The following is a 23,806-nucleotide window of genomic DNA, read 5'->3' as shown; positions in this document are numbered from 1 at the left end:
GCAGCCCCCGGCCGCTCGATCGGCCTATCTGACAATCGTCAGCCGTTCGGCCGCGCGCGTGATCGCGGTGTAGAGCCAGCGCTGGCGGGTTTCCTTGAACGCCCAGCTTTCGTCGAAAAGCACGATCTCGTTCCACTGCGAGCCTTGCGCCTTGTGCACGGTCAGCGCGTAGCCATAGTCGAAATCGTCGAAGCGCTTTTTCTGCTGCCAAGGAATATCGGCGTCCGGGTCCTCGAACGCCGCTTTGAGCAGCTTGATCTTGGCAACGCCGCGGTCCGGATCGTCCTCCTCCGGTGAGACCAGCAAATTGATGCCGGGTTTCACCGTCTCGCGCGACGAGGTCATCACCTTCCACAGCGAGCCGTTGAGCAATCCCTTGGCCGGGTCGTTACGCAGGCAGACGAGCTTGTCGCCGGCCTGAGGGTAGTCGGCATTGAACCCCTTCAGCTCGCGCAGCCGCTGATTATAGCGACGCCGCGTCCTGTTGGTGCCGACCAGCACCTGGTCCGCCTTCAGCACCAGTTCCTGTGTGACGTCTTCCTTGCCGATCACCTGCGCCGTGCCATAATCGCCGCGCATGAATTCGCGACCCTCGCGCACGTCGAGCGCCAGTCGGATGATCGGGTTGTCGCGCGCCTGCCGGTGGATCTCGGTGAGAAGAATATCCGGCTCATGGTCGGTGAAGAAGCCGCCGCCCGAGATCGGCGGCAACTGGCCGGGATCGCCGAGAACCAGGATCGGCGTGCCGAAACTCATCAGGTCGCGGCCGAGCTGCTCGTCGACCATCGAACATTCGTCGATGACGACGAGCTTGGCCCGCGAGATCGGGCTTTGCCGGTTGAGCGAAAAGGTCGGCGACATCGAGGTCTTGCCGGTCACCTCGTCCGCTACCGATTCCTCGCCCTTCGGCCGGTAGATCAGCGAATGGATGGTGCGGGCATTGACCGCGCCCTTGGAACGCAGCACCTGCGCCGCCTTGCCGGTGAAGGCCGCGAACTGCACCTGGCCGTCGACATGCTCGGCGAAATAGCGCGCCAGCGTCGTCTTACCGGTGCCGGCATAGCCGAACAGCCGGAAGAGCTGCGGCTTTCCGATCTTGAGCCAGGTGGCGACCGCTTTCAGCGCATCGTCCTGTTGAGGAGAGAATTCCATCAGCGCGAGAGACCGGATTCGCGAGGGAAAGACAAGGCCGACGACTACCGTCACCAAGATCATCGGCGGCGGACCTACCGCCTCCAATGACGCAAGTTATCAGGCAGGGATCGGAACGTAAAGAGAACGAAGTCGAGCCGCCACGACCTAGCCGGTCGGGCCGGGATCGTTCTCGAGCAGGATCGGCTTGCCGTGCGGCGTCGCATGCGCGGCGCGTTCCCAGGCGGCAGCGAGCGTATCGACGTCGCTCCTGCCGGCAACGCCTTTGGCCGACAGCAAATTTTCCAGCGCCGCCAGCCAGTGCTCGTAATAATCATGGCCGTCGCTTGCGACACCGGGCTTCTTGACCTCGGCGGACAAGGCCTCTGCCCATTCGCTCCAGGAAAACAGGCCCTTGTCGTTCAGCGCAACCGTCATGGCGAAGGCTTCCGCTTGCCATGGCTCGGCGAATACCGGCGCATCAATGCCCGCCGGCAGCTTGGCGGTGACTGACTTCGCCTCACGCCGGTTCAAGATAGCTCTCCCAGGCGTCGATCGACACGATCAGCGTCGGGTCGGCGCCCTCGCCCCAGATCTCCGCGCCGTCAAAAACCACCGTGTAGACCCATTGCGGGTTTTCGCCCTGGCCGTGCGCATTCGTATCAGGGAAGACAAAACCATCGCGCACCGCCTCGACGGCGCCTTGCTTGCCGCGTGCGTAGCGCGGCAGCCTTGTGTGGCCGGTCGGATGGAAATTCTTCGTCCGCACCAGGTCGCCTGCCTTGAATCGCGCCGGCGTGGCGATCAGACGGTCGCAGGGGCCGCCCTTAGCCAATACTGCCGGCACGTTTTCGGCCTTCAGCACCCTTTTGGGCGTCGCAGCAGGGTCGATCGCCTTGCCCGCGACCAGATCGCGGTCACTGACAAAACCATGCCGCTTCAGCAAGATTTCGAGCGCCTTGATCCAGATCTCATAATAGCTCGAGGCATAGTAGTCGGCGGGACGCAGCGATTCCCGCGCATGCCGGCTCTCATCGATATTCCAGGCGCCCATGGCGCCGGCGCACAGCGTCACGCCAAGCGCTCGTCTTTCCCATTCGGCATGGAAATAGGGTTCGTCCTTTTCGGGTGCAACCGGCCCGAACCCCATCTGCCCGCCGAGATCCTGCGGCCCGTTCATGTCGGCTCCCGCGCCAGTCCGGTGCCGATCATCGCGTCGCGCGTCACCAGATCAGCCAGCCGCTCCTCGCTCCAGCCGTCGGTGCCGTTCGGCCGGATCGGGACGACCAGATAGCGCAGCTCGGCGGTCGAGTCCCACACCCGGATTTTTGTTGTCTTCGGCAGCGTCAGCCCGAATTCATCGAGCACGCCGCGCGGATCGATGACCGCGCGCGAACGATAGGGCGGCGCCTTGTACCAGACCGGCGGCAGGCCGAGCACCGACCACGGATAGCAGGAGCATAGCGTGCAGACGACGAGGTTGTGCGTCTCCGCCGTGTTGAACACGGCCTGCATGTGCTCGCCCTGCCGGCCGGTGTAGCCGAGCGAACCGATCGCCGCCGTCGCGTCGCGTTTCAGCCAGGTGGCAAAGTCAGGCTCGACCCACGCCTTCGCCACCACTTTAGCGCCGTTGCGCGGACCGATTTTTGTCTCGTAGGTGTCGACGATCACGTCGATCGCGGCCGGATCGATCAGCCCTTTCTGAGTGAGGATCGTCTCCAGCGCGCGCACCCGGGCGGCAAAAGGATCAAGCTCGTTGTCGTGGTCGTGGTTATGGGACATGGCCGTAAATTACGGCTGCAAGCATTCCACCGCAAGCGCCACGGCTTGGGCCAGCCCGTCGGCTTCTATTCGGCTGCCGCCTTCTGCGGCTCGCCTTGCAACTCTTCTCCGTGCTCGAACAGCGACGGCTGGACGACAGCTTCGACCGGTGGCTGCTCGTCGCGGCGCTTCGGCCACAGCCCGACAAGCCAGCCCGAAAAATACTCCATGTAGACATAGATGACCGGCGTGACGAACAGCGTCAGCGCTTGCGAAGCGACGAGGCCGCCGACCACCGCCACGCCGAGCGGCTGTCGCAGTTCGGCGCTGGCGCCGGTGCCGAGCGCGATCGGGATCGTGCCCATCAGCGCCGCCAGCGTCGTCATCATGATCGGACGGAAGCGCATCAGGCAGGCCTTGTGAATGGACTCGAGCGGCGACATCCCCTCGCGCCTGAGTTCGAGCGCGACGTCGATCATCATGATGCCGTTCTTCTTGACGATGCCGATCAGCATCAAGATACCGATGACAGCGATCACCGAAAGATCCATCCCCGCAAGCCGCAACGCAACAAGCGCGCCGAGCACCGCGGACGGAAGTCCGGTCAGGATGGTGAGCGGATGGATGAAGCTCTCGTAGAGGATGCCGAGGACGATGTAGATGGTCAGGATTGCGCCGCCGATCAGCAGGCCCTGGTTGGCAAGCGAATCCTGGAACGTTTTCGCCGTGCCCGAAAAAGTGGTCGAGATCGTCGCCGGCATGCCGATCTTTTCCTTCAGCGCATTGATGCGGCTCACGCTGTCGCCGAGCGCGACGCCCTGCGGCAGATTGTAGGAAATGGTCACTGCCGGAAGCTGGCCGAGTTGGTTGACGGTCAAGGCACCGGCGGTCCGATCGACACGAGCGAAGGCGCCGAGCGGCACCAGGCTGCCGCTGGCCGTCCTCACCTTGATCGCCAGCATCCTTTCTGGCGACCACTCGATCCTCGGGTCGAGTTCCATGATCACCTCATAGCTGTCGGCCGAACCGAAAATGGTCGACACCTGCTCGGTGCCGAAACCGCCATAGAGGCTGGAGCGCAACGTATCGGTGTCGACGCCGAGCGTCGCCGCCTTGTCGCGGTCGACCACCAGCGACGCCTGCAAGGCGTTGTTCTGCAAATCATTGGTGACGTCGGTGAAGGCGCTACGGTCGGCGGCCATCGCATCGGTGAGCTTCTGCGCCCAAACGTCCGCCGCGCCGATGTCGAGGCCCTGCACGACGAGCTGATAGGCGCTGGCCGAAGCGCGCGCCCCGAGCCGCAGATTCTGCACCGGCTGCATGAAGGTTTCGATGCCGGGGACATTGGCCAGCTGCCGCCGCAGATCCGAGAGCACCTTGTCGATATCGGGGCGCTGGTCCTTGTCCTTCAATTGCACATAGAGCCGGCCCTGGTTGAGCGCGTTGTCTCCGCTGCCTACCGACCACCCTACATGCGAGACATAGGGTGAATGGGTAAAGACATCAGCCACTTGCCCCTGCAGCTTCACCATGGCGTCGAACGAAATGTCCTGGCGCGCGGTGGTCGTCACCGAAATTTGGCCGATATCCTCCTGCGGGAAGAAGCCCTTCGGCGAGGTCTGGATCAGCCAGACCGACAGTGCGGCCGTCCCAACGAAGACGAGAAAAACCAGGAAACTGTGCCGCAGGCAAAAAGTCAGCAGCCAGTCATAGCCCCGCATGAAGACATTGTGCCTGTGGCCTTCGCCCTGCGCTGCTTCGCGCTCGGCCTTCGACACCGATAAAAGCCGCGAGCACAGCATCGGCGTCAGCGTCAGCGACACCAACATCGACGCCAGGATGGCGACCGTCACCACCACGGCGAACTCGTTGAAGATGCGCCCGATCACTCCGCCCATCAAAAGCACGGGGATGAACACAGCAACCAGCGAGATTGAGATCGAGATGATGGTGAAGCCGATTTCGCGGGCGCCCTTGAGCGCCGCTTCGAGGGCCGAGAGCCCGTCCTCCTCCATGTGGCGGAAGATGTTCTCCAGCATCACGATCGCATCATCGACGACAAGGCCGACCGCCAGCGTCAGCCCCATCAGCGATATGTTGTCGATGGAAAAGCCGAACAGGAACATGGCGCCGAGCGTGGCGATCAGCGAGATCGGCACCGCCACCGCCGGGATGATTGTTGCCGTAACCCGGCGTAGGAACAGGAAGATCACCATCACCACCAGTGCGATGGTGAGCAGCAGCGTGAACTGCACGTCGTCGACCGACTCGCGGATCGAAGTCGAGCGGTCGTTGAGCAACTGGATACTGGCCGCCGCCGGCATTTGATCCTGGAAGGAGGGCAGCATCGCCTTGACGCGATCGACGACGTCGACGGTATTGGCATCGGGCTGGCGCTGCACGGCCATGATGATCGCGCGGGTGCCGTCGTACCAGCTTGCCGTCGTCGTGGTCTCGACCGAATCGATGACGCGGGTCACCTCGCCGAGCCGAACCGGACGGCCGTTCCTGGTGGCTATGATGATATTGGAAAATCCCGCCGCGTTGTTCAGCTGCGTATTGGCGGTGATCGTCAGCTGCTGCTTGTCGTTCTGCAGCACGCCGAGCGGCGTGTTGCTATTGGCCGAGGCGATCGCCGTCTGCAGCTGGTCGATCGAAATGCCGCGTGCGGCGAGCGCAGTCGGATCGATCTGGACGCGCACCGCGTATTTCTGCTGGCCGAAGATCGAGACCTGCGCCACGCCTTCGATCGTCGACAGCGACGGCGAGATTACATTCTCTGCAAAGCCATCGAGATCGGTCAGCGGAACCGTGTCGCTGACCAGCGACATCAGGAGGATCGGCGCATCGGCCGGATTGACCTTGCGATAACTCGGCGGGCTGGTCATCTCAGGCGGCAATTGCCGCTGCGTTCGTGCGATCGCCGCCTGCACGTCGGCAGCGGCCGCATCGATATCGCGATTGAGCACGAACTGGATGGCGATCGAGGTGGAGCCGAGCGAATTCGTGGTCGAGATCGAATCGATGCCCGCGATGGTGGTAAACTGCTTGATCAGCGGCGTTGCCACCGAGGTCGCCATGGTTTCCGGCGAGGCGCCGGGCAGCGAGGCCGAGACGTTAACCACCGGAAACTCGGCGCTAGGCAGAGCGGCCACCGGCAGGAACTTGTAAGCGAACAGCCCGCCCAGCACGAGCGCAAAGGACATGAGCAGGGTGGCGACAGGCCTGCGGATGCAGAATTCGGAGATCATGGCCGCGTCCCCCCGCCTAGCCAGCCTCGGCAACCCTAGGAGAGGCCTGATCACTGGCCTCGCCTTCGTGGACTGGTGAGCCGTTCTTCAGCTTTGCCTGGCCCTCGACGACGACACGTTCGCCGCTTTTCAGCCCTTCGCCGATAGCGCTCTTGTCGCCTTCGCTCAGTGCGACCTGCACGGGCCGCACCTCCACCGTGTTGTCGGGCTTGATCACATAGACGAATGGCCCCTTCTGGCTAGGCTGCACCGCAACCGTGGGAACCGAGGTCATTTGCGGCATGATGCCGGCATCGAGCACGACATTGACATATTGGCCTGGCCACAACGAAAGATCGGCATTGGGCACGCTGGCCCGCGTCGCGATTGTGCCGGAGGCGGTGTCGACGCTGGAATCGACGAAATCGAGGGTCCCCTTGCCGATCGGTGTCGGATCGCCGTCCCTGGTCAGCGTGACTGCACCTTCCTGCGGCTCCGCCAGCGCCTTGTGCAGCAAGGCAAGATCGCTTTCCGGAAGATTGAAGTTCACCTGCAGCGGGTCCACCTGGGTGATGGTCACCAGCGGGGCCGACGCGCTGCTGCCGTTGCTGGTGGTGACGAGATCGCCGATCGCGACGTTGACCGCACCCAGCCTGCCGGAAATCGGCGCCGTGATCGTGGCAAAGCCAAGCTGGACCTCGTCCGCATCGATCGTTGCCTTGTCGGCATCGACCGAGGCCGCGGCGGACTTCTGCGCGGCGATCGCCTGGTCGTAGGTCTGCTGCGTGCCGGCCTGCTTGGCGACGAGATTCTTGGCGCGCTCAAGATCGGCCGTGGCACTGGCAAGCAGCGCCTGGTCCTTGGCGAGCGTCGCCTGATCGCGGGCCAGTTGCGCCTTCAGCGCGCGATCGTCCAGCGAGAACAGGAGGTCGCCAGCCCTCACCATCTGCCCGTCCTTGACGGCGATCGATGTGATCTGGCTCGAGATCCGTGCGTTGACGCTGACTACGGCGGGGGAGGATACGAAGCCGATGGCGTAGCGCCGGATCGGGAAGTCGGCCGTCGAAGCGGTGGCGGCAACCACCGAGGTCGAGCGTGCTGCATTTGCGGCCGCCGATTTGTCAGGCGCCGCCTGGCCCGCTGACAGCATCTGCCAGACTTTGTCCGTCGCCGCGGGCGAAAGGTACAGCCCGGCCGCGACAAGGCAGGCGACCGCAAGCACGATCTTTCCACGCATCGTCAAAGGCCTTTTATCCGACACGCCGTGGTTCGGTGGTCATATCTTGGCGTAACTCGCAGCCTCGTGCCGCGGTTTCACCAAATAGAATAGATAGAGGGCGCCGAAGGCGAAAAAGGGCCAAAACCCGGCATTACGAAGATTTAATGTGCAGTGCACAACAAGCGTCAGCTACCGCAGCATCGGCCACAGTGTCGCTGCCAGCAGCACGCCCATTGCGATGTTGAACCATTTAAGCCGCACCGGGTCCGACAGAAAACCGCGCAGCGCCATGCCGAAACCTGCCCACACCGAGACGCTCGGCAGGTTGACGACGGTGAAGGCTATCGAGATCAACGCCACCGACAGAAACGGATGCTCCGGAATGGCATAGACGGCCATGGCGGTGATCGCCATCACCCACGCCTTGGGATTGACCCACTGGAACGCCGCCGCATCGATGAACCGCATCGGACGCGACTTGGCCTCGCCCTTGCCGCTGAGCGAACGCGACATGGCGATCTTCGAGGCGAGATAGAGCAGGTAGATGCCACCCGCGATCTTCAATCCGGTGTGGAGAACCGGAAATGCCGTCAGCACGGCGCCCAGCCCGAAGCCGACGGCCAGCAACAGCACGAGGAAGCCGATGCTGATGCCCAGCATGTGCGGAATGGTTTTGGCGAAACCGAAATTCACGCCGGAAGCCAGAAGCATGAAGTTGTTCGGACCCGGCGTGATCGAGGTCACGAAGGCATAGACCAGCAAGGCAAGGAACGCATCGAGGGTCATTGGCTTCTCCCAAGCAGGTCAGCAATATTGTCCTTTTACCTCAGACGCACAAAGGCCACCTCACGGCGGCAGCCGGGCCAGAAGGTCAGGATCAAGCCGACAGAATAAATACAGGCGGTGCCAGAGCACTGGACCCAAAGCGCCGGATGATCACATCCCTTGCGGGCCGCGGTTCAACGCCGCCACGCCGGTGCGGCAGATTTCGACCAGGCCGAGCGGTTTCATGATGGCGATGAACTGGTCGATCTTGGAGCCTTTGCCGGTGATCTCGAAGATGAAATGCTCGGTGTTGGCGTCGATGACGCTGGCGCGGAAGGCATCGGCCAGCCTCAGCGCCTCGACGCGGCCTTCGCCGGTGCCGGCCACTTTCACCAGCGCGAGTTCCCGCTCCAGCGGCCGGTCCTGGCCGAGCTCGTGCGAGCGCACGGTGAGATCGACGACACGGTGCACCGGCACGATGCGCTCGAGCTGGTGCTTGATCTGCTCCAGCACATGCGGCGTGCCGCGCGTCACGATGGTGATGCGCGACAGATGCTTCTCATGTTCGGTTTCGGAGACCGTCAGGCTCTCGATATTGTAGCCGCGTCCGGAAAACAGGCCGATGACCCGGGCAAGCACGCCCGGCTCATTATCGACCAGCACGGACAGCGTGTGAGTCTCCGGCTTTTCAGTTTCCTTGGCGATGAAGTAGGCCGAGCCGGTCGGTTGAAGCTGTGCGTTCATGACATGAATCTCGATTTCAAACTTTTGAACTGTTTTTCTGTTTCCACACGGCTTCTTCCGACAGCCCTGCCTTGGCTTGGGCGTTAGGCGTTACACCAGTTCCCTGCCCTTGGCGTCGATGGCGTTGGCCACCGCCTCGTCCGTCGCCTCGTCAGGCAGAAGCATCTCGTTATGCGCCTTGCCCGACGGGATCATCGGGAAGCAGTTGGCAAGCGTGGCCACCCGGCAGTCGAAGATCACCGGCTTCTTCACCGAAATCATCTCCTTAATCGCGTCGTCCAGTTCATCCGGCTTCTCGCAGCGGATGCCGTGGCCGCCATAGGCTTCGGCAAGCTTGACGAAATCCGGCATCGCTTCGGTGTAGGAATGCGACAGCCGGTTGCCGTGCAGAAGCTGCTGCCACTGCCGCACCATGCCCATATACTGGTTGTTGAGGATGAAGATCTTGATTGGCGCTTCGTGCTGCACCGCGGCACTCATCTCCTGCATCGTCATCTGCACCGAGGCGTCGCCGGCAATGTCGATGACCAGCGCATCCGGGTGCGCGATCTGCACGCCGAGCGCCGCGGGCAGGCCGTAGCCCATCGTGCCGAGCCCGCCGGAGGTCATCCAGCGATTCGGCTTCTCGAAATGATAGTGCTGCGCCGCCCACATCTGGTGCTGGCCGACCTCGGTGGTGATGTAGGTGTCCATGTCCTTGGTCAGCGCGTAGAGCCGCTGGACGGCATATTGCGGCATGATCACGTCGTGGTTCATCTTGTAGGCAAGCGAATCCCGAGCGCGCCATTTCGCGATCTGCTCCCACCACGGGTGCAGCGCCTTCTTGTCGGCCTTGGCGGTCGCCCGCCACAGCCGCACCAGATCCTCCAGCACCCGGCCGACATCGCCGATAATGGGCACATCGGTGTGGACGTTCTTGTTGATCGACGACGGATCGATGTCGATATGGATCTTCTTCGAGTTCGGCGAGAACGCGGTGAGCCGGCCGGTGATGCGGTCGTCGAAGCGCGCGCCGATGCAGACCATGACGTCGCAATCATGCATCGCCATGTTGGCTTCATAGGTGCCGTGCATGCCGAGCATGCCCATCCAGTTCTTGCCCGAAGCTGGATAGGCGCCAAGGCCCATCAGCGTCGAGGTGATCGGGAAGCCGGTGAGGTCGACCAGTTCGCGCAGCAAATGGCTGGCTTCCGGGCCGGAATTGATGACACCGCCGCCCGTATAGAGGATCGGCCTTTTCGCCTTGGCCATCAGCTCGACCGCCGCCTTGATCTTTTCCAGGTCGCCCTGGACCTTAGGCTGATAGCTCGTGCGCGGCGCCGTCTGTGGCGGCACATAGATGCCCTTGGCGAACTGCACGTCCTTCGGGATATCGACGACGACCGGACCGGGACGTCCTGTCGTTGCGACGTGAAAGGCCTCGTGGATGATTGCCGCGAGCTCGTTGACGTCCTTCACCAGCCAATTGTGCTTGGTGCAGGGCCGCGTGATGCCGATCGTGTCGCATTCCTGGAATGCGTCCGAGCCTATCAGCGAGGTCGGCACCTGACCGGTCAGGCAGACCAGCGGGATCGAATCCATCAGCGCATCCTGCAAGGGCGTCACCGCGTTGGTGGCGCCGGGCCCCGAGGTCACCAGCATGACGCCGGCCTTGCCGGTCGAGCGCGCATAGCCCTCCGCCGCATGACCCGCGCCTTGCTCGTGACGGACGAGGATGTGCTCGACCTCGTCCTGCTGGAAGATCTCGTCATAGATCGGGAGAACCGCGCCGCCCGGATAGCCGAAAACATGCTTGACGCCATTGTCCTTCAGCGCCTGCACCACCATTTCGGCGCCCGTCATTTCGCGACGCTCGTTCTGTCCACTGCTCATCGGTCTGGTCCCGTACTGTCCGCCATCGGGCGATTGCTGGTCGTTTAGTCGTGTTTCGGGCAATAAAAAAGGCCCCCGAGGGAGCCTGTGTCTGCGCATGGGAGGTTTTCGCCCGGCGGTTACACCGCCTTGCCCACGCGCTTTCCTACTACGAGAATGAGTGCCGTTTTCATGGTGGCGGACAATAGAATTGGTTTTGCGCCGCTGTCAACGGTGAATGTGACACGATGCCAGGCGGCGGCACATTCGCCCCTTGTGCAATCCGCGCGGCATTTGCGCCGCGCGGGGTCTTCCTTTTTCAGGCCCTGAGCACCACGCGCCTCGCCTTGGCCCAGCGCTCGACGACCTTGCATTCTTCCAGCGAGGCGAGACGACTGCCGAAACCGCGCACCTGCACCGCACGGTTTTGCGGGTCGAGCTCGATCGTCAGCAACCGCTCGATCTTGCCGAGCGCCGTGCGTCGCAGCACCCAGATCGAGGCGTTGCCGGCGATGCATTTGGCTGCGTAGGTCGAGACGCAATGATGCATCGCCCGGCTCTCGGCGACCAGATCCTCGGCTGTCTTCAGCTGGCGGACGAAGAAACGCTCGCCATGCGCCTTCGCCTCCTTGGCCGATGGCTGCCATCCCCAGTCCTCGAGGCGCGAGCCGTCCCAGGCGCGGCGCTGCGACTGCAATCCGGCAGTAGGCGGAGCCCTCCCGGCAGCGCGGCGGCGCATCGCCTCGATGCGTTCGATCGCGGCAATGTCGTGGTGCCATTCCAACATCTGCCGACGCAACGAAGCCAGTGTGCGCCCCTTCAGGCTGTACGCTGCATCGCGCTGGTGCATCGCGCCGATATAGTCGCACAGATCGTCGATCTCCTCCTTCGAGGTGGGCTGGCCGCGGAAAAATCGCGTCACCTCACGCCAGAAGACCAACTCCCCGCGCGGCGTGCGCGCGATTTTCGTCCGCGCAAGTCGGGCCGCCAACCCCGGATCATCCGTGTAGGACCGCGCGATCGCCAACCAAAACGCCTCGTCGAACGAGAAGTCACCGGACACGTTCAGGAAGCAATGCACTTCCTTGCGCGACAGCCAGGCACTGGCGCCCGCCTTGTACAGCGAGTCACCACGCGCGACGGCGATGTACCAGGTCTTGCGAAGCGCGATCTCCGGGCCGTCCAGCCCCGATCTATCCAGCCAGATGGCTTCGAGCGCGGCCGACACCGGATAGCGCGCATAAAGATAGCGGGCAGCCGCCAGCCGCAGCCGCGCAGGGTCGCGCGTCTTCAGCTTTGGACGCCACAACGCACCGTCGCGGATCGCCATACCGGCAAAGCCGCGGCGTGCGTCGTCAAGCGCCCGCTCGAAATCCGGAGCGGGACGCGCGACGGGAGAAATCCGCCGCAGCGTTACGGCATATGCTTCAATGCGTTCGCGCTCGGCTTCCTGCCTGCGCTGGATCATGGACTTCGCCATGGCCGTTTTTCCCAATTGGAACCCTGTCAGCCGCACGCAATTCCAGCGCCGGCACGGAATGTGTCGATCTGGATTGCCGGGTCATTGACAGGTCTCCTCAGGGGATGATGGGTTAGGAATGGGCGGCGTCTCTACGCTCGCAGAAGACTTGACGCAAGAGCCATTCTTTCAATGTTTACAATGGCCTGACGTGGTGTTGCAAAGGCGCATCTCAGGTCTTCAGGCAGCCGCGATCGTCGGCCGGGAGCTCCCGGCTCCCACCGTCTTCATGGAATCCACGCAGCGATGACAAAGCATCGCGGCACAGTCGTTCTCAGATTGAAGTTGGAAAACCCGCTGTGGCGCGGGTCAGCCCGTCCGACCGCCGCGAAGGCGCAAAATGCGTGAACAATATCTCATCGTCGCCTCCTTCAAAGGTCTGTACGGTGCGGCAATGAAAAGGGGGCCGCATGTCGGGCGCGGCTAATACATCGGAACAAGCGCAACAGCAAGATCGCGAACATGCTCGGCATCGATGGGTTCGAGCGAGCCGACAGCGGCGCCGGGCTCGCTGTGGGAAGCGACCGGCAGGCAGACGACAGCACGCGTGGCGGGCAGGCGCTCGCGGCAGTCATCCGGCCGGTATGCAGCTACTGCATTGTCGCCGTCGAAGCAGAAACACATGGGCTGTCTCCTTCCCGGTGATGGGTTGCGTCAAGCGCCATCGCGAAACTCGCGAACGACCCGCTGCAGAAGCGGAACATAATCGCGGAACGCCCGCGTCTTCATATTGGCAATCTTGCCGCCTTCGTCCCAGATGCGAACCCGTACCGCTTCCTCGTGGAACGGGTTCTTGCGGAATTCGGCGACTTCATCGGCGCTCATGGGGCCGCCTTGCAACGACAGCGTATGCACCGATGCTTCCGAAAGCCGAGAGAAATAGGTCGGGTCGGTGGCGCATAGATAGCGCTTGGCCGAGACGTGCAGCCTGACGCATTCGACGATAACCGGTGGAAAGAACGGCGCCAACACTTCGCCGCCGGCCTCGTCATGGTGCTTGTCCTCGACATCCTCAGGCGAGTAGGTGCCGAATTCGCTGGTGTAATGGCCGATGTCGTGCAGCAGCGCCGCCGCCACCAGCACATCTGGCGCACCATCTTGCTCGGCCAACCAGGCCCCCTGCAGCATATGCTCCGACATCGTCACCGGCTCGCCGAGATAGGATTCGGCACCCCGCCGCTCGAAGATGTCGGCGATGAACTCGACGATGTTGTCCGCGTTCGGGTCCTGGCCGCTCATTCCGCCGCCTCCTTGAAACCGTGTTCGATCGCCGCAAGCGTCGACAGCAGGCCGTCCTTGTCGGCGTAGCAGCCTTGCAGCCAGCGCGTGCCGGTGCCGGAAAACGCCTTTCGCGCATGCATGACGCGGGTGTTGTCGACGATGAAGGATTGCCCGGCTTCGAGCTTGAACGTCACTTCGAAACGGGGATCCTCGATCAGTTCAGCGAAACGGCGATAGGCCGCGTAGTAGGCCTCCATGTCGGCGAACGGCACATCGACGGTGGGCGCCAGCGAGCGGTTGTTGAAGCGGATGCAGATCAGCTCGCCATCTGGCCCGAGCTCGATCATCGGCCGTTTCGCCTGCAGCCGCACGCCCGACGAACCGGCATATTCGAAGCGGGCCGGACATGAGCTCAACAGACGAAACCCTTCCGGATTCTCAGCCTGCAGAGCAGCCGCAACAGCAAAGCCGTCGACGACACTGGACTCGCCGCCCTCCACCGTATTCTCGATGCAGGCCAGGATCTGCAATGTCGGCACCGGATCGCGATAGGGATTGTCGGTATGCGCCTGCAGGCCGAGATTGGTGTAGGCCAGATTGCTCGGATTGACCTCCGCGCGCACCTCGAACCAGCGGCCGTAGTTGGTCTCCCTGATATAACCGAACAGGTCGGAAACCTTGCAAAGCGCGCCGGATTCGGTCGGCAGCCCGTCCATCACGGCAAAGCCGTAGGCCTTGATCGCCGACAGCCATTGCCGCAGGACAGCGCGGTCGCGGCTGGCCGCAACGTAGTTGGCGCGCGGTACCGAATTTTGCATCGTGGCCTTGGTCCATCGGATGGTGTCCTCGCCGGTCCAGCCAAGTTGACGGGGCACGTCGCGATCATACGCGTTGGCGCTCAGCCATGCCGCGGGGAAGCTGACCGTTTTCTGTTCGGGCACGAAGCTGACCTCAAGGGCATCGTCCTTGATCGAGGCCGCGCCGATCTTCGTAGCAGCCGGAATGTCGAGGATGGTGATGAGCCGCTGGCCGTTGCCGGTGCTGCGCGTCTTGTCGTCGAGCGCGTTGTCGCGCAGCCACATTGCGTGAAAGCGGGTACGCATTCCGTCCTTCCAGCCAAGTTCGATCGTTCGTCCCTCGTCGCCGATCACCGCTTTCGTCAACATGCCCAACAAGCTCCAGTCGTTGCATCTGCTTGCATGCTGACGGCTTCCTAGGCATAACTCAAATTATCATTTTAAGACCAAAGGGCACAAAATTCTAATGGTTAAAGCCGGCCGGAGCAGCATGCCCCCTCTCGATTGGCTGCGCAGTTTTGAAGCCGCGGCGCGGCTGTCGAACTTCACGGCCGCCGCAGTCGAGCTTGGCCTGACACAAGCGGCGGTCAGCCAGCACATCCGCTTTCTCGAGGAGCGGCTGAAGATCCGGCTGTTCTCACGCCTTGCCCGTGGTGTGGCACTTTCGCCGGAAGGCGCCGCCTATCTTCCCCATATCCAGTCTGCATTCGCCACCATCGGCAACAGCACCACGGAACTGTTCGAGCCGCGCGCCATCCAAACCGTGACTATTCGAGCGCCGATCTCCTTTGTCCTGCTGGTGCTCATGCCCGCATTGCCCGATCTTGCGAGAACCCTGCCGCGGATCCAGCTTGATGTGGTGACGATCCATCGCCCGACGGATTATGACCAGAGCGGCTCGGTGCTCGATATTCGCTTCGGAAGCGGCGCATTTCCCGGGCGAGAAGCCGACAGGCTGACTGTCGAGCGGCTGGTGCCTGTGGCGTCCCCGGCCTTGGCCGGCAGCGCCGATTGGACCTCCCTGCCGCTGCTTCTGGTCGCTGGAGCGCGTGAAATGTGGGCGGAATGGTTCATCGCCGCCGGCGTGCCGGGGCACCCCAGGCGGTCGCACCGCTTCGACAGTTTCGTGGCCGCCATGGAGGCGGCCAAGGCGGGGGCTGGCGTGCTGCTGGGGTCACGGCCGCTGATCGATGCCGCGCTCGCCAGCAAGTATCTGGTGAGGCTTTCCGGCTTCGAACTCTCGAGCAGCTTTGGGCATTTCCTTACACGGGCGTCGGCCGCCCCGCTGACGCGGCCCGAGCAAGACTTCCGTCAATGGCTGCTGTCGCGTCTCACCAAAATGGCGTCGACGTGACGTCACAGAGACTGACCGATGCGTTTCCAGTAGATGAGCGTGCCGGTCAGCCCGCCATGCGGCTTCAACGCATAGTCTGGTATCTCGCCGGCCAAGGTGAAGCCCAATCTCTCATAGAGACCCGATGCCCCCTCCTCGGTCGCCGTGTCCAGCACCAGCAGCGTGCGGCCTTTCTCGACGGCAAGAGTTTCCGCAGCGCGCACCAGACGGGTTCCAATACCTTTGCCGCGATGCTCGAGACGGGTCATCAGCTTGGCGACCTCGGCCCGGTGCGGCTGGTTGGGAGGACAGTCGAGCAGCAAGGTGACGGTACCGACCAGAACCTCGACGTGCCATGCGCCAAGCACAGCTCTTTCGCCTCTTGCCGCGGCGGCAAGCGATTTCGCCCAGAAGGCGCCGGCTGCCTCCTGTGACAACGGGTGCATGAAACTGACCGACCCGCCGGCCGCCACCGTCTCGATCAACAGGTCGACCAGCATTGCCTGCGTTCCCGCAGCCTGCGTCAGTGCCTTGACTTCGATGGAACTCATGTGTGCGAAACCCTTGGAGCAAAGAGGAAATGGCTTTGAAATCGCCTCAGCCTCGTGCCAGTGCGACCAGATAGTCGGCGGCATCCGGTCCCGGAGCGTGGAAGGTGCAGTCCGACGGCGCCCCAAGCGCCAGGCAGTCGCCTGGTTCGAGACTGTGCACAACATCGCCCTCGGTGAATTCCAGCCGTCCCGAAATCAGCCAGATCTGCTGCCTGATGAAGGCATAGGACGCCGCTGGAAAGCTCACCCTGGCTCCCACCGGCAATTGGACCCGGATCAGTTGAAGCGGCATGTCCGAGACCGGCGAAAGATGCCGCCTGACATAACCCGTGGCGGGATCGCGCCAGATCGGCTGATCGCTCTGGCGAAGCAGTCCGCCGCCTTGCAGCTCTGCCCGCGCAATCAGGGTGGAAAGCGTCATGCCAAAGGCCGCGGCGATGCGCACAAGGAGCGCCGCGGTCGGGCTCGTCTTGCCGCGCTCCATCGTGCTCAGCATGGCTTTGGATACATCCGACCGGTCGGCAAGCTCCGTCAGGGACCAGCCTCGCATGATCCTTTCGGAGCGTATTCGCCTGCCGATGGTAGAAGAGATGTCGTTCGCTATACCATTCATTTGTTCAGTATAGCGAATTTTCTCAAGTCGAGCAAAGACGGTTTGATTCAATTTTCGCCAATGGCTTTAAGGCTCTCTGCACCATCCGACCTCACCCCACCTTAACCCCGCCGCTTTAAGGTCGATCTCCTGGGGAAATGGGGACAGCCTGCTCATGTTTGTCGAACGTCAAGCCTCCGTCGGAGAACCGACAATGCAGGAGCGCCGAACAGCTGAGCAAAACGACAAGCGCATTCTGGGCAATGTCGTGCAGTGCGACGGCGCGCGCGCCACCATCAGCGCCTATGCCGAGGACGCCGAAGGTACGGTCACCGGCCAATGGACCGTCGGCAAGATGATTTCCATCAATCTCGGCACCACGCGAACCGTCGGCCTGGTCTACGGGATCGGCAAGTCGGATCGCGCCTGGAGCAATGAGGGCCAGAACCCGATCGAGGTCAGCATCGAGCTCATCGGCGAGGTGCGCGACGGCGTCGGGCCTGGCGCCAAGCCGATTTTCGACCGCGGCATCACCTGTTATCCACATATCGGCGCCATCGCCCACCGCATCCGCAGCCGCGACCTGCAGGCGGTCTATGATCTCGCCGGGCGCCATTCGATCACCATCGGCACGCTGTCGCAGGACGAGACGATCGACGCCAATATCGCCATCGACGACACGCTGGCGCGTCACTTCGCCGTCGTCGGCACCACTGGCGTCGGCAAATCCACCGCCGTCTCGCTGCTTTTGCGCAAGTCGATCGCCGCCAGGCCCGACCTGCGCATCCTCATCCTCGATCCGCACAATGAGTTCGCGGCGTCCTTGCCGGAATATTGTGTCAAGGTCGATTCGACGACGCTGGATCTGCCCTTCTGGATGTTCAAGCTCGAGGAATTCGCCGAGGTGCTGTTTCGCGGCCGTGAGACGGTACCGGAGGAAGTCGATGCCTTGCGCGATCTCATCCCCGCTGCCAAGAGCCTGTACCGAAACCCGAATTCGGGCACCTCTCTCAAGCGCGGCTCCGACGCGATGACCGCGGACACGCCGGTGCCCTACCGCATTGTTGATCTCATCAAGCAGATCGACGAGCGCATGGGATTGCTGGAAAGCAAGAATGACCGTCCCACTCTCAGATCGCTGAAGACGCGCATCGAATCGGCGGCCGCGGATCCGCGCTACCGCTTCATGTTCAATTCGCGCCTGATCGAGGATACCATCCACGAGACGATCGGCAATATCTTCCGCGTCCCGCATCACGGCCGGCCGGTGACCTGCTTCGAGATGGCCGGCATGCCATCGGAAGTCGTCAATTCCGTCTGTTCGGTGCTGGCCCGTCTGGCCTTCGACCTGGCGCTGTGGAGCGAAGGCCGGCTGCGGCTGCTGTTCTTGTGCGAGGAAGCGCACCGCTATATGCCGGCCGATCCGCGTCTCGGCTTTGCACCGACCCGGCATGCGCTGTCGCGCATCGCCAAGGAAGGCCGCAAATATGGCTGCTATCTCGGTATCGTCACCCAGCGCCCGGGCGAGCTCGATCCCACCATCCTGTCGCAGTGCTCGACCTTTTTCGCCATGCGGCTTGCCAATGAGCAGGACCAGGCGATCATCCGCTCGGCGATCGCTGATTCCTCGGCCTCGACGCTGGCATTCCTGTCTTCGATGGGCCAGCGCGAAGCCATCGCCTTCGGTGAGGGCGTGGCGACGACCATGCGGCTGAAGTTCGAAAAAATGTCCGATGAGCTGATTCCCGGCACGGCCAAGCGCGAGGAAGCCTTGCCGTCCGAAATCGGCAATGATGTCGACCTGGTGGCGATCGTCGAAAGGCTGCGCAACGTGCCAAAACCGCAGCAGGCGATGGCCTTCGCCGAAGTCGTGGATTCCGGCCGTCAGGCCGGCGATCCCGACTATCGCAAGCCGCCCGCCCCGACTGTCGCACGCGTCCAGCCGGACGACGATTTCGACATGCGCTATGGCCTGAAACCCGCAACCTTCGGCTTGCGCCCGCAAAACGATTGAGCCCAGCGGCCGATGAATCCTGAAGACTTTGTCAGTCTCTAGGTGTTTGATCCCGGACTTTAATGGCGCATCATTGCCGTCCGAATCAAAGGATGCGCTATGGGACAGGTTCTACACCGCCGCGCCACGACGACAGAGGCAGTCCGTCGAGCGATACAGCATAGTCAAGAGAGCCTGAGAGCGCTGGCCAAGCGCTACGGCATCGATCAGAAGACAGTTAGAAAGTGGAGGAACCGGATCTCGACCGCCGATCTTCCCACCGGCCCGAAGAAACCAAGATCGACAGTGCTGTCGCTCGAAGAGGAAGCGGTGATCGTCGCCTTTCGCAAGCACACGTTGCTGGCGCTGGATGATTGTCTCTATGCCCTACAGCCCTCGATCCCGCATCTGACGCGCTCGTCGTTGCATCGCTGCCTTCAGCGCCATGGCATTTCGCGGCTGCCGCAGGTGGACGCCGATCTGAGGTGGGCCGCCATTTATGCCTGGTTGGATACTAGGCCACGCCCCTACAATCTCAAGAGCCACGCCTCTACCTTCCCTTTGCCCCTGACTTCAATGGCGCCGCGCGGCTCGAAGACGAACTGATCCTTGAGCTGCTCGTAGACCGCGCGCGTCACCTGAACAGAGTCGGCGATTCCTCCCGATTCCATCCGGCTCGCAAGGTTCACAGTGTCGCCCCATAAGTCGTAGATGTACTTGCTCTTCCCAATGACGCCGGCGACGACGGGACCGCTGTTGACGCCGACCCTGATCTTCATTGGGATTTTGTGCTCCATGGCGTGCTCGCGTGTGATGTGGATCATGCGGATGGCCATGCGCACCATGCGTTCGGCGTGGTTGGGCACCGGCACCGGCAGGCCGCATACTGCCATATAGGCGTCGCCCACGGTCTTGATCTTCTCGATACCGAGATCCTGGGCGGCGGCGTCGAAGCGCGTGAACAGCCCATTGAGAAACGTCACGACCTCATGCGGCGGCATCTCCGATGTCAGCGCGGTGAAGCCGACTATGTCAGCAAAGGCAACGGTGACCTCCGCGAAGCCGTCAGCGATCCCCTCCTCGCCACCGCGCAGCCGGTTGGCGATCGGCGCCGGTAGGACGTTCAGCAGCAGCGCCTCGTTCTCGCGATTCTTGTTCTCGATGACGATATTCTTTTCGTGCAGATCCTTGACCATGCTATTGAAGGCCGAGCAGAGCTGGCCAATCTCGTCGCGTGTGCGGACCGGCACGCTGGTCCCATAGTCACCGGCAGCGAAGCGCATCACCCCGGCAGTGAGTTCGCGCAGCGGTCCGAGCATCGCGCGCGAAAGCCACGCTGCGGTGGCGACCACCACCAGCAGCGCCAGTCCCCCCACGACCAGCAGATTTTGGCGGAGCTGGGCGATCGGCGCGAATGCTTCAGCGCTGTCGATCTTGGCAACGAGGGCCCACGTGACGCCGGGAATCGCGAGCGGACCCCATGAAGCGAGCGTCGGAACGCCGCGGTAGCCGATGATCTCGCCGGTACCCTCGACGCCGCCGAGCGCAGCCTGGGTGGCCCTGGTGTCGATGCGCTGATGCAGCACCGGCGTTCCGTAACGCTGAATGGTGGCGATCTCCTCGTCCGAGGTGCCGACGGACTTGAGTTCGGCGAAGTATTTTTCCCGATCCTCGTAGAACGTTCGTGGACCGGAGCGCACCAGATAATCAGGGCCTACGAGATAGGCCTCGCCCGTGTTCCCAAAGCCTTCCTGCCGCCAGCGGCGGCCGCCCGTGACGACGTTGTCGATCTCCTCGTTTGACAGTTGCGCGATCAGCACGCCGATGACGACGCCTTGGTCAATCACCGGTGCTCCCATGAAGGCGATCGGCGCGCCGTTCGATGGCGCGTATGGGGCGAAATCCTCCAGACAGATGGCCGACCTGTCGGGGCTTAGGGCGCAGCGGGCGACCACCTCAGCGACGCTTGAGTTGCGGTAGGGTCCGATTTGAAGAGAGGTCGTGAAATCCACCTCCTTCTCGACCGTGTAGATCAGGCGGCCTGATTTGACGTCGGCCACCATTAAATCGAAGAAGCCGACCGTTGCGGCCGCGGCCCGGATCACGGGATGATACACCGCGTGCAGCCTGCTATAGTCGCTGCCGTCACCAGCGTCGTCGAGAAGCTTGCGCCGCTCCTTCGGATGCGGATTGGCAACGATATAATGGTACTGCAGGTAGTAAGGAGCGGCGCCGACCGGCATATAGTCGGCCACAGCCGGCTCCCTGCCGAATACCCTTGTTATCCGAGGGAGAAAGTTGTCAGCGTACCAGTCGCTGACCTTCTGCCGCAATTCAGGTGACGCGCTTGCCCGGTCGAGCTGGTCGACTGCGATACGGAACTCACGCGTTGCATCGACCACCATCTTGGAGGTGGAAAGGAGGCGCAGATCGGCCTGGATTGTGCGAAAGTAGGTTTCGACCTGGCGCGACTTGGTCTGCCGGGCGGCCATGAGCTGATCGAAGACTGCCTTTTCGAGGGCGTCGCGGGCGCGGAAATAACCGAGCACCCCGGTCACCAGGACCGCGATCGCGCCAAGCAGGGCGAGAATCGTAAACAGCTTTGCGGCCAAGCCCCAGCGCGCTGGGCGGGGTGAGCCGGTCACATGGGTCGAAGACATAATCGAGTTCTAACAGAAAACGCGAATGCCTGGGGGATATCACGAATGATGTTAATTCGAACCGACACTGTCCCTGCTCGGTTACAGGCGTCGCCAAATGCATCGAAGCGCGCAGGTTCGGCGACGAGCCGACTTGGTGGCAAGGAATCCTCGGCGTCGAAATGCGTCCGAGGACACGCGGGACATGCTGCGGCCCTATGGCCTGCTGCTCGCCGACCAGGGCCGGTCGAACGGCCAGATTGCCAGCGCACTCTTCATTTCGCCCAAGACGGTCGACCACCACATATCCGCGCTCCTGGACAAGCTCGACGTCTAGTCCCGCGGTAAGGCCGCCGCCCTCGCCCTTAACTTAGGAGCGCGCGATGATGGCGATGAACGTCTGGAGAGTCGCGAATTAGGGTTTCGCCTACCGTATCCAGCTTACTGATGTCTGCCCACCGGGGCAGACATTTTCGACGATGGCGCGCAGGATATTCGTCCTCAACACAAAACAGCCGAGATCACGTCGCCTGTTTCGCCGGCGGGGAGGTTTTCGCGGCGGATGAAACGAAACTCCTGATTTTCACCTTCGCGACCCCCGGCCTTGTCTTGCTGGCGCCGGCTTCGGCCCAGGAGTTCCAAGACCTGAACCGTCCCCTGATCTACAACGAGTTCAACCAATCGCAGATCTATCAGGTTCGTCCTGGCATCACCGGCTGTGGACGCGACCGGCCATGTGAGTGGCAGGAGAAGGACATCGAGGTCATCCCCAACCTACTGCACCAGCGGCGCGTCAACCCCCACTGGCGGCACCCGGAGCGCGGTGTCGTTAGCACCTATCGCCAGCCGCAAATCAAATACGATCTCGCAGTTCCGATCGAGCCCATGCGGGATCCCTTGCCGGGGCATAGCCGACTTGGCCTAAGCCCGGGGGCTATTGTACAGTCTCATCGAGATTGGTGTCTGGACCGATACCGTTCCTATGACGGCGGCACCGACACTTTTCAGCCCTATCGAGGCGGACGCAGGAGATGCATTTCTCCACACCGCTAAACGGCAAGCGCTCGTTGCTGTGTTTCCTTTTCGGCGTTTGGCAATTCAGCCTATATGCTAGAGTTCAGCACCGCGGCTGATGTTGTGGAGCCGGAGTACGGCCGTCGTGAACGGCATCATGTTTATCGTGGGCGGCATAATGATCAGCCGCCCGGGCGCGCGTGTGGGTATCCGCTTGGATGCAGGGAAACTGCCGGCTTCACTTGAACTCGCGCTGTATGCCGCTTGGCCCCTACTGGCCGGCGTAGCTGTCGCACTGCTAACTGCTGTCGTGATGCGTGACGTACCCCGTGCAAGCGCCCGCTCCAGTACCCAACCATGTTTAGCCTTGGGCGGCCTGCTTGCATGGGCCGGAACCTTAGAACTTTCATGTGGAGATGCGTCTATCCGCGAATTGCCCTGGATAGGACCTAGATGTTTGATCCCGGAAGGGAATTCATCAGGCCGGATCGAATGACGTGGCTTTCGAGAACCCGGAGCGGAGTGGACATTTGCGTCCATGAGCACCGGAAGTCGAGAAAGCTGCGTCAGTCGGCCGGCCTCATGAATTCTCTCCAGGATTTCAGGCGCAGACGCGGTTGCGGCCTTGCCTCTTGGCCTCATACAGCTGGCGGTCGGCACGGCGATAAAACTCTTCGGCGGTTTCCTTACGGTCCCAGACGGCAAGGCCGACGCTCGTGGTGATCCTTAGGCGGACATTGCCAGACAGTATCGACATGTTGGCAATCGCCTTGCGGATGCGCTCGGCGAATTTGGACAGAAGTTCGGCGTCCATGTTGGGCGTGACCACTGCGAACTCCTCGCCACCCAGGCGCGCCACAACGTCGTGATAGCGTGTCATGTCCTTGAGACAGCTGGCGACCGCCCGTAACACCTGGTCGCCGACATCATGGCCGTGGGTGTCGTTGACCTGCTTGAAATGGTCGAGATCAAGGATCATCAGCCCGACCGGCTTCTCGATGCGACGGAATTCCTCGAGATATTCCCTCAGTGCATCGTCGAAATAACGCCGGTTCTGCATGCCGGTCAGGCCGTCGGTCAGCGCCGCATGCTCCAGCGTTTCCGAACGGGCGCTGAGCGAAACCGTCATGGCGCGCAACTTGCCTTCTTCCGTCGCCTGCTTGCGGATCAGCGGGTAGATGAAGAAAATGCCGAAGAACAGGGCAGTCGCCAAAAGGACGCCGGTCCCAAACAACAGCTTGTTGAGATAGATGATCTCGTCGACCCTGGCGGGTATATGAACCTCTTCGGCGAAGGCTTGCAGAAGCCCATAGGCGTGAAGCGTCACCAGGCCGGCGGCCAGGATCACGAAGATAAAGACGAAAAAGGCTGATTCCGCCTTGTGAAAACGCATCTGCTCCCCGTTGGAAAATTCCCAAAGACGTTATGCCATGCACGGGCTTACGG

The 23,806-nt window shown here is 62.3% G+C and carries 22 protein-coding genes and 1 pseudogene; 5 read left to right on the top strand and 18 right to left on the bottom strand.

Annotation, left to right across the window (positions count from 1 at the left end; all coding sequences use genetic code 11):
• Window positions 1–24: 24 nt before the first annotated feature.
• The 13 genes from IHQ72_RS17435 to tmpA form a co-directional block, all read right to left on the bottom strand.
• Complete coding sequence (locus IHQ72_RS17435; RefSeq protein ID WP_258123865.1) at window positions 25–1,152, bottom strand: ATP-dependent DNA helicase; 1,128 nt, start codon at window positions 1,150–1,152, stop codon at window positions 25–27.
• Window positions 1,153–1,299: 147 nt separating this feature from the next.
• On the bottom strand, window positions 1,300–1,665 hold the full coding sequence (locus IHQ72_RS17430) for a nitrile hydratase accessory protein (RefSeq protein WP_258123565.1): 366 nt from the start codon (window positions 1,663–1,665) through the stop codon (window positions 1,300–1,302).
• Window positions 1,652–2,311, bottom strand: coding sequence for a nitrile hydratase subunit beta (gene nthB, locus IHQ72_RS17425; RefSeq protein WP_258123564.1), 660 nt, complete (start codon window positions 2,309–2,311; stop codon window positions 1,652–1,654). The genes IHQ72_RS17430 and nthB overlap by 14 nt, the downstream gene beginning before the upstream one ends.
• Window positions 2,308–2,913: a nitrile hydratase subunit alpha gene (gene nthA / locus IHQ72_RS17420; RefSeq protein ID WP_258123563.1), complete on the bottom strand. Its 606-nt coding sequence runs from the start codon at window positions 2,911–2,913 to the stop codon at window positions 2,308–2,310. Before nthA ends, nthB begins: the two co-directional genes overlap by 4 nt.
• Window positions 2,914–2,978: 65 nt before the next feature.
• The gene (locus tag IHQ72_RS17415; RefSeq protein ID WP_258123562.1) at window positions 2,979–6,143 is read right to left on the bottom strand and encodes an efflux RND transporter permease subunit; all 3,165 of its coding nucleotides are present in this window, start codon (window positions 6,141–6,143) and stop codon (window positions 2,979–2,981) included.
• 16 nt (window positions 6,144–6,159) lie between these two features.
• Complete coding sequence (locus IHQ72_RS17410) at window positions 6,160–7,359, bottom strand: efflux RND transporter periplasmic adaptor subunit (protein WP_258123561.1); 1,200 nt, start codon at window positions 7,357–7,359, stop codon at window positions 6,160–6,162.
• Window positions 7,360–7,530: 171 nt separating this feature from the next.
• The gene (locus IHQ72_RS17405; RefSeq protein WP_258123559.1) at window positions 7,531–8,127 is read right to left on the bottom strand and encodes a LysE family translocator; all 597 of its coding nucleotides are present in this window, start codon (window positions 8,125–8,127) and stop codon (window positions 7,531–7,533) included.
• A 150-nt stretch (window positions 8,128–8,277) separates the two neighbouring features.
• A complete protein-coding gene (gene ilvN / locus IHQ72_RS17400) occupies window positions 8,278–8,850 on the bottom strand; it encodes an acetolactate synthase small subunit (protein WP_258123557.1) in 573 nt (190 codons plus the stop codon).
• 90 nt (window positions 8,851–8,940) lie between these two features.
• Entirely contained in the window at window positions 8,941–10,692 is a 1,752-nt protein-coding gene (locus IHQ72_RS17395) for an acetolactate synthase 3 large subunit (RefSeq protein ID WP_258123864.1), read from the bottom strand.
• A 328-nt stretch (window positions 10,693–11,020) separates the two neighbouring features.
• The gene (locus IHQ72_RS17390) at window positions 11,021–12,181 is read right to left on the bottom strand and encodes a PcfJ domain-containing protein (RefSeq protein WP_258123556.1); all 1,161 of its coding nucleotides are present in this window, start codon (window positions 12,179–12,181) and stop codon (window positions 11,021–11,023) included.
• Window positions 12,182–12,643: 462 nt separating this feature from the next.
• On the bottom strand, window positions 12,644–12,844 hold the full coding sequence (locus tag IHQ72_RS17385) for a hypothetical protein (protein WP_258123555.1): 201 nt from the start codon (window positions 12,842–12,844) through the stop codon (window positions 12,644–12,646).
• Between the two features lie 30 nt (window positions 12,845–12,874).
• Window positions 12,875–13,459, bottom strand: coding sequence for a (R)-1-hydroxy-2-trimethylaminoethylphosphonate oxygenase (gene tmpB / locus IHQ72_RS17380; protein ID WP_258123554.1), 585 nt, complete (start codon window positions 13,457–13,459; stop codon window positions 12,875–12,877).
• Window positions 13,456–14,607, bottom strand: coding sequence for a 2-trimethylaminoethylphosphonate dioxygenase (tmpA, locus tag IHQ72_RS17375; protein ID WP_258123553.1), 1,152 nt, complete (start codon window positions 14,605–14,607; stop codon window positions 13,456–13,458). Before tmpA ends, tmpB begins: the two co-directional genes overlap by 4 nt.
• 121 nt (window positions 14,608–14,728) lie before the next feature.
• Between tmpA and IHQ72_RS17370 the strand changes: the two genes are divergently transcribed.
• Window positions 14,729–15,592, top strand: a complete 864-nt coding sequence (locus tag IHQ72_RS17370; protein WP_258123552.1) for a LysR family transcriptional regulator — start codon at window positions 14,729–14,731, stop codon at window positions 15,590–15,592.
• Between the two features lie 2 nt (window positions 15,593–15,594).
• Here the strand turns inward: IHQ72_RS17370 and IHQ72_RS17365 are convergent, their stop codons facing one another.
• Window positions 15,595–16,122, bottom strand: coding sequence for a GNAT family N-acetyltransferase (locus tag IHQ72_RS17365; RefSeq protein WP_258123551.1), 528 nt, complete (start codon window positions 16,120–16,122; stop codon window positions 15,595–15,597).
• 46 nt (window positions 16,123–16,168) lie between these two features.
• On the bottom strand, window positions 16,169–16,735 hold the full coding sequence (locus IHQ72_RS17360) for a helix-turn-helix domain-containing protein (RefSeq protein ID WP_258123550.1): 567 nt from the start codon (window positions 16,733–16,735) through the stop codon (window positions 16,169–16,171).
• Between the two features lie 154 nt (window positions 16,736–16,889).
• Here IHQ72_RS17360 and IHQ72_RS17355 point away from each other — a divergent pair, with 154 nt between their 5' ends.
• Together IHQ72_RS17355 and IHQ72_RS17350 are read left to right on the top strand one after the other, a co-directional pair.
• Window positions 16,890–18,728, top strand: coding sequence for an ATP-binding protein (locus tag IHQ72_RS17355; protein WP_258123549.1), 1,839 nt, complete (start codon window positions 16,890–16,892; stop codon window positions 18,726–18,728).
• A 99-nt stretch (window positions 18,729–18,827) separates the two neighbouring features.
• Window positions 18,828–19,187 (top strand): annotated as a pseudogene (locus tag IHQ72_RS17350) (helix-turn-helix domain-containing protein); the annotation flags it as partial.
• Between the two features lie 47 nt (window positions 19,188–19,234).
• On the opposite strand, the gene IHQ72_RS17345 reads toward IHQ72_RS17350, so the two are convergent.
• Window positions 19,235–21,367 (bottom strand): adenylate/guanylate cyclase domain-containing protein, encoded by a 2,133-nt coding sequence (locus tag IHQ72_RS17345; protein WP_258123548.1) that lies wholly within the window; start codon window positions 21,365–21,367, stop codon window positions 19,235–19,237.
• A gap of 184 nt (window positions 21,368–21,551) precedes the next feature.
• On the opposite strand from IHQ72_RS17345, the gene IHQ72_RS17340 reads away from it, so the two are divergent.
• Window positions 21,552–21,683 (top strand): helix-turn-helix domain-containing protein, encoded by a 132-nt coding sequence (locus IHQ72_RS17340; protein ID WP_258123547.1) that lies wholly within the window; start codon window positions 21,552–21,554, stop codon window positions 21,681–21,683.
• Between the two features lie 164 nt (window positions 21,684–21,847).
• On the opposite strand, the gene IHQ72_RS17335 is transcribed toward IHQ72_RS17340, so the two are convergent.
• On the bottom strand, window positions 21,848–22,027 hold the full coding sequence (locus IHQ72_RS17335) for a hypothetical protein (protein WP_258123546.1): 180 nt from the start codon (window positions 22,025–22,027) through the stop codon (window positions 21,848–21,850).
• A 204-nt stretch (window positions 22,028–22,231) separates the two neighbouring features.
• Here IHQ72_RS17335 and IHQ72_RS37095 point away from each other — a divergent pair, with 204 nt between their 5' ends.
• Window positions 22,232–22,399 (top strand): BA14K family protein, encoded by a 168-nt coding sequence (locus tag IHQ72_RS37095; RefSeq protein ID WP_374120397.1) that lies wholly within the window; start codon window positions 22,232–22,234, stop codon window positions 22,397–22,399.
• 562 nt (window positions 22,400–22,961) lie between these two features.
• On the opposite strand, the gene IHQ72_RS17330 is transcribed toward IHQ72_RS37095, so the two are convergent.
• A complete protein-coding gene (locus IHQ72_RS17330) occupies window positions 22,962–23,753 on the bottom strand; it encodes a GGDEF domain-containing protein (protein WP_258123545.1) in 792 nt (263 codons plus the stop codon).
• Window positions 23,754–23,806: the final 53 nt, after the last annotated feature.

Source organism: Mesorhizobium onobrychidis (assembly GCF_024707545.1).
GTDB classification, from domain to species: Bacteria; Pseudomonadota; Alphaproteobacteria; order Rhizobiales; family Rhizobiaceae; genus Mesorhizobium; species Mesorhizobium onobrychidis.
The sequence above is the reverse complement of the archived record's forward strand: the minus strand, read 5'-3'. Positions and strand labels throughout refer to the sequence as shown.

Excerpts from the sequence above, each read along its gene's own strand:
- IHQ72_RS17415 (WP_258123562.1), bottom strand. The coding sequence starts at position 6,143 with ATGATCTCCGAATTCTGCATCCGCAGGCCTGTCGCCACCCTGCTCATG.
- tmpA (WP_258123553.1), bottom strand. The coding sequence starts at position 14,607 with ATGTTGACGAAAGCGGTGATCGGCGACGAGGGACGAACGATCGAACTT.
- IHQ72_RS17370 (WP_258123552.1), top strand. The coding sequence starts at position 14,729 with ATGCCCCCTCTCGATTGGCTGCGCAGTTTTGAAGCCGCGGCGCGGCTG.
- IHQ72_RS17410 (WP_258123561.1), bottom strand. The coding sequence starts at position 7,359 with ATGCGTGGAAAGATCGTGCTTGCGGTCGCCTGCCTTGTCGCGGCCGGG.
- ilvN (WP_258123557.1), bottom strand. The coding sequence starts at position 8,850 with ATGAACGCACAGCTTCAACCGACCGGCTCGGCCTACTTCATCGCCAAG.
- nthB (WP_258123564.1), bottom strand. The coding sequence starts at position 2,311 with ATGAACGGGCCGCAGGATCTCGGCGGGCAGATGGGGTTCGGGCCGGTT.
- IHQ72_RS17365 (WP_258123551.1), bottom strand. The coding sequence starts at position 16,122 with ATGAGTTCCATCGAAGTCAAGGCACTGACGCAGGCTGCGGGAACGCAG.
- IHQ72_RS17330 (WP_258123545.1), bottom strand. The coding sequence starts at position 23,753 with ATGCGTTTTCACAAGGCGGAATCAGCCTTTTTCGTCTTTATCTTCGTG.
- nthA (WP_258123563.1), bottom strand. The coding sequence starts at position 2,913 with ATGTCCCATAACCACGACCACGACAACGAGCTTGATCCTTTTGCCGCC.
- tmpB (WP_258123554.1), bottom strand. The coding sequence starts at position 13,459 with ATGAGCGGCCAGGACCCGAACGCGGACAACATCGTCGAGTTCATCGCC.
- IHQ72_RS17360 (WP_258123550.1), bottom strand. The coding sequence starts at position 16,735 with ATGAATGGTATAGCGAACGACATCTCTTCTACCATCGGCAGGCGAATA.
- IHQ72_RS17390 (WP_258123556.1), bottom strand. The coding sequence starts at position 12,181 with ATGGCGAAGTCCATGATCCAGCGCAGGCAGGAAGCCGAGCGCGAACGC.
- IHQ72_RS17345 (WP_258123548.1), bottom strand. The coding sequence starts at position 21,367 with ATGTCTTCGACCCATGTGACCGGCTCACCCCGCCCAGCGCGCTGGGGC.
- IHQ72_RS17340 (WP_258123547.1), top strand. The coding sequence starts at position 21,552 with ATGCTGCGGCCCTATGGCCTGCTGCTCGCCGACCAGGGCCGGTCGAAC.
- IHQ72_RS17435 (WP_258123865.1), bottom strand. The coding sequence starts at position 1,152 with ATGGAATTCTCTCCTCAACAGGACGATGCGCTGAAAGCGGTCGCCACC.
- IHQ72_RS17405 (WP_258123559.1), bottom strand. The coding sequence starts at position 8,127 with ATGACCCTCGATGCGTTCCTTGCCTTGCTGGTCTATGCCTTCGTGACC.
- IHQ72_RS17385 (WP_258123555.1), bottom strand. The coding sequence starts at position 12,844 with ATGTGTTTCTGCTTCGACGGCGACAATGCAGTAGCTGCATACCGGCCG.
- IHQ72_RS17355 (WP_258123549.1), top strand. The coding sequence starts at position 16,890 with ATGTTTGTCGAACGTCAAGCCTCCGTCGGAGAACCGACAATGCAGGAG.
- IHQ72_RS37095 (WP_374120397.1), top strand. The coding sequence starts at position 22,232 with ATGCGGGATCCCTTGCCGGGGCATAGCCGACTTGGCCTAAGCCCGGGG.
- IHQ72_RS17395 (WP_258123864.1), bottom strand. The coding sequence starts at position 10,692 with ATGACGGGCGCCGAAATGGTGGTGCAGGCGCTGAAGGACAATGGCGTC.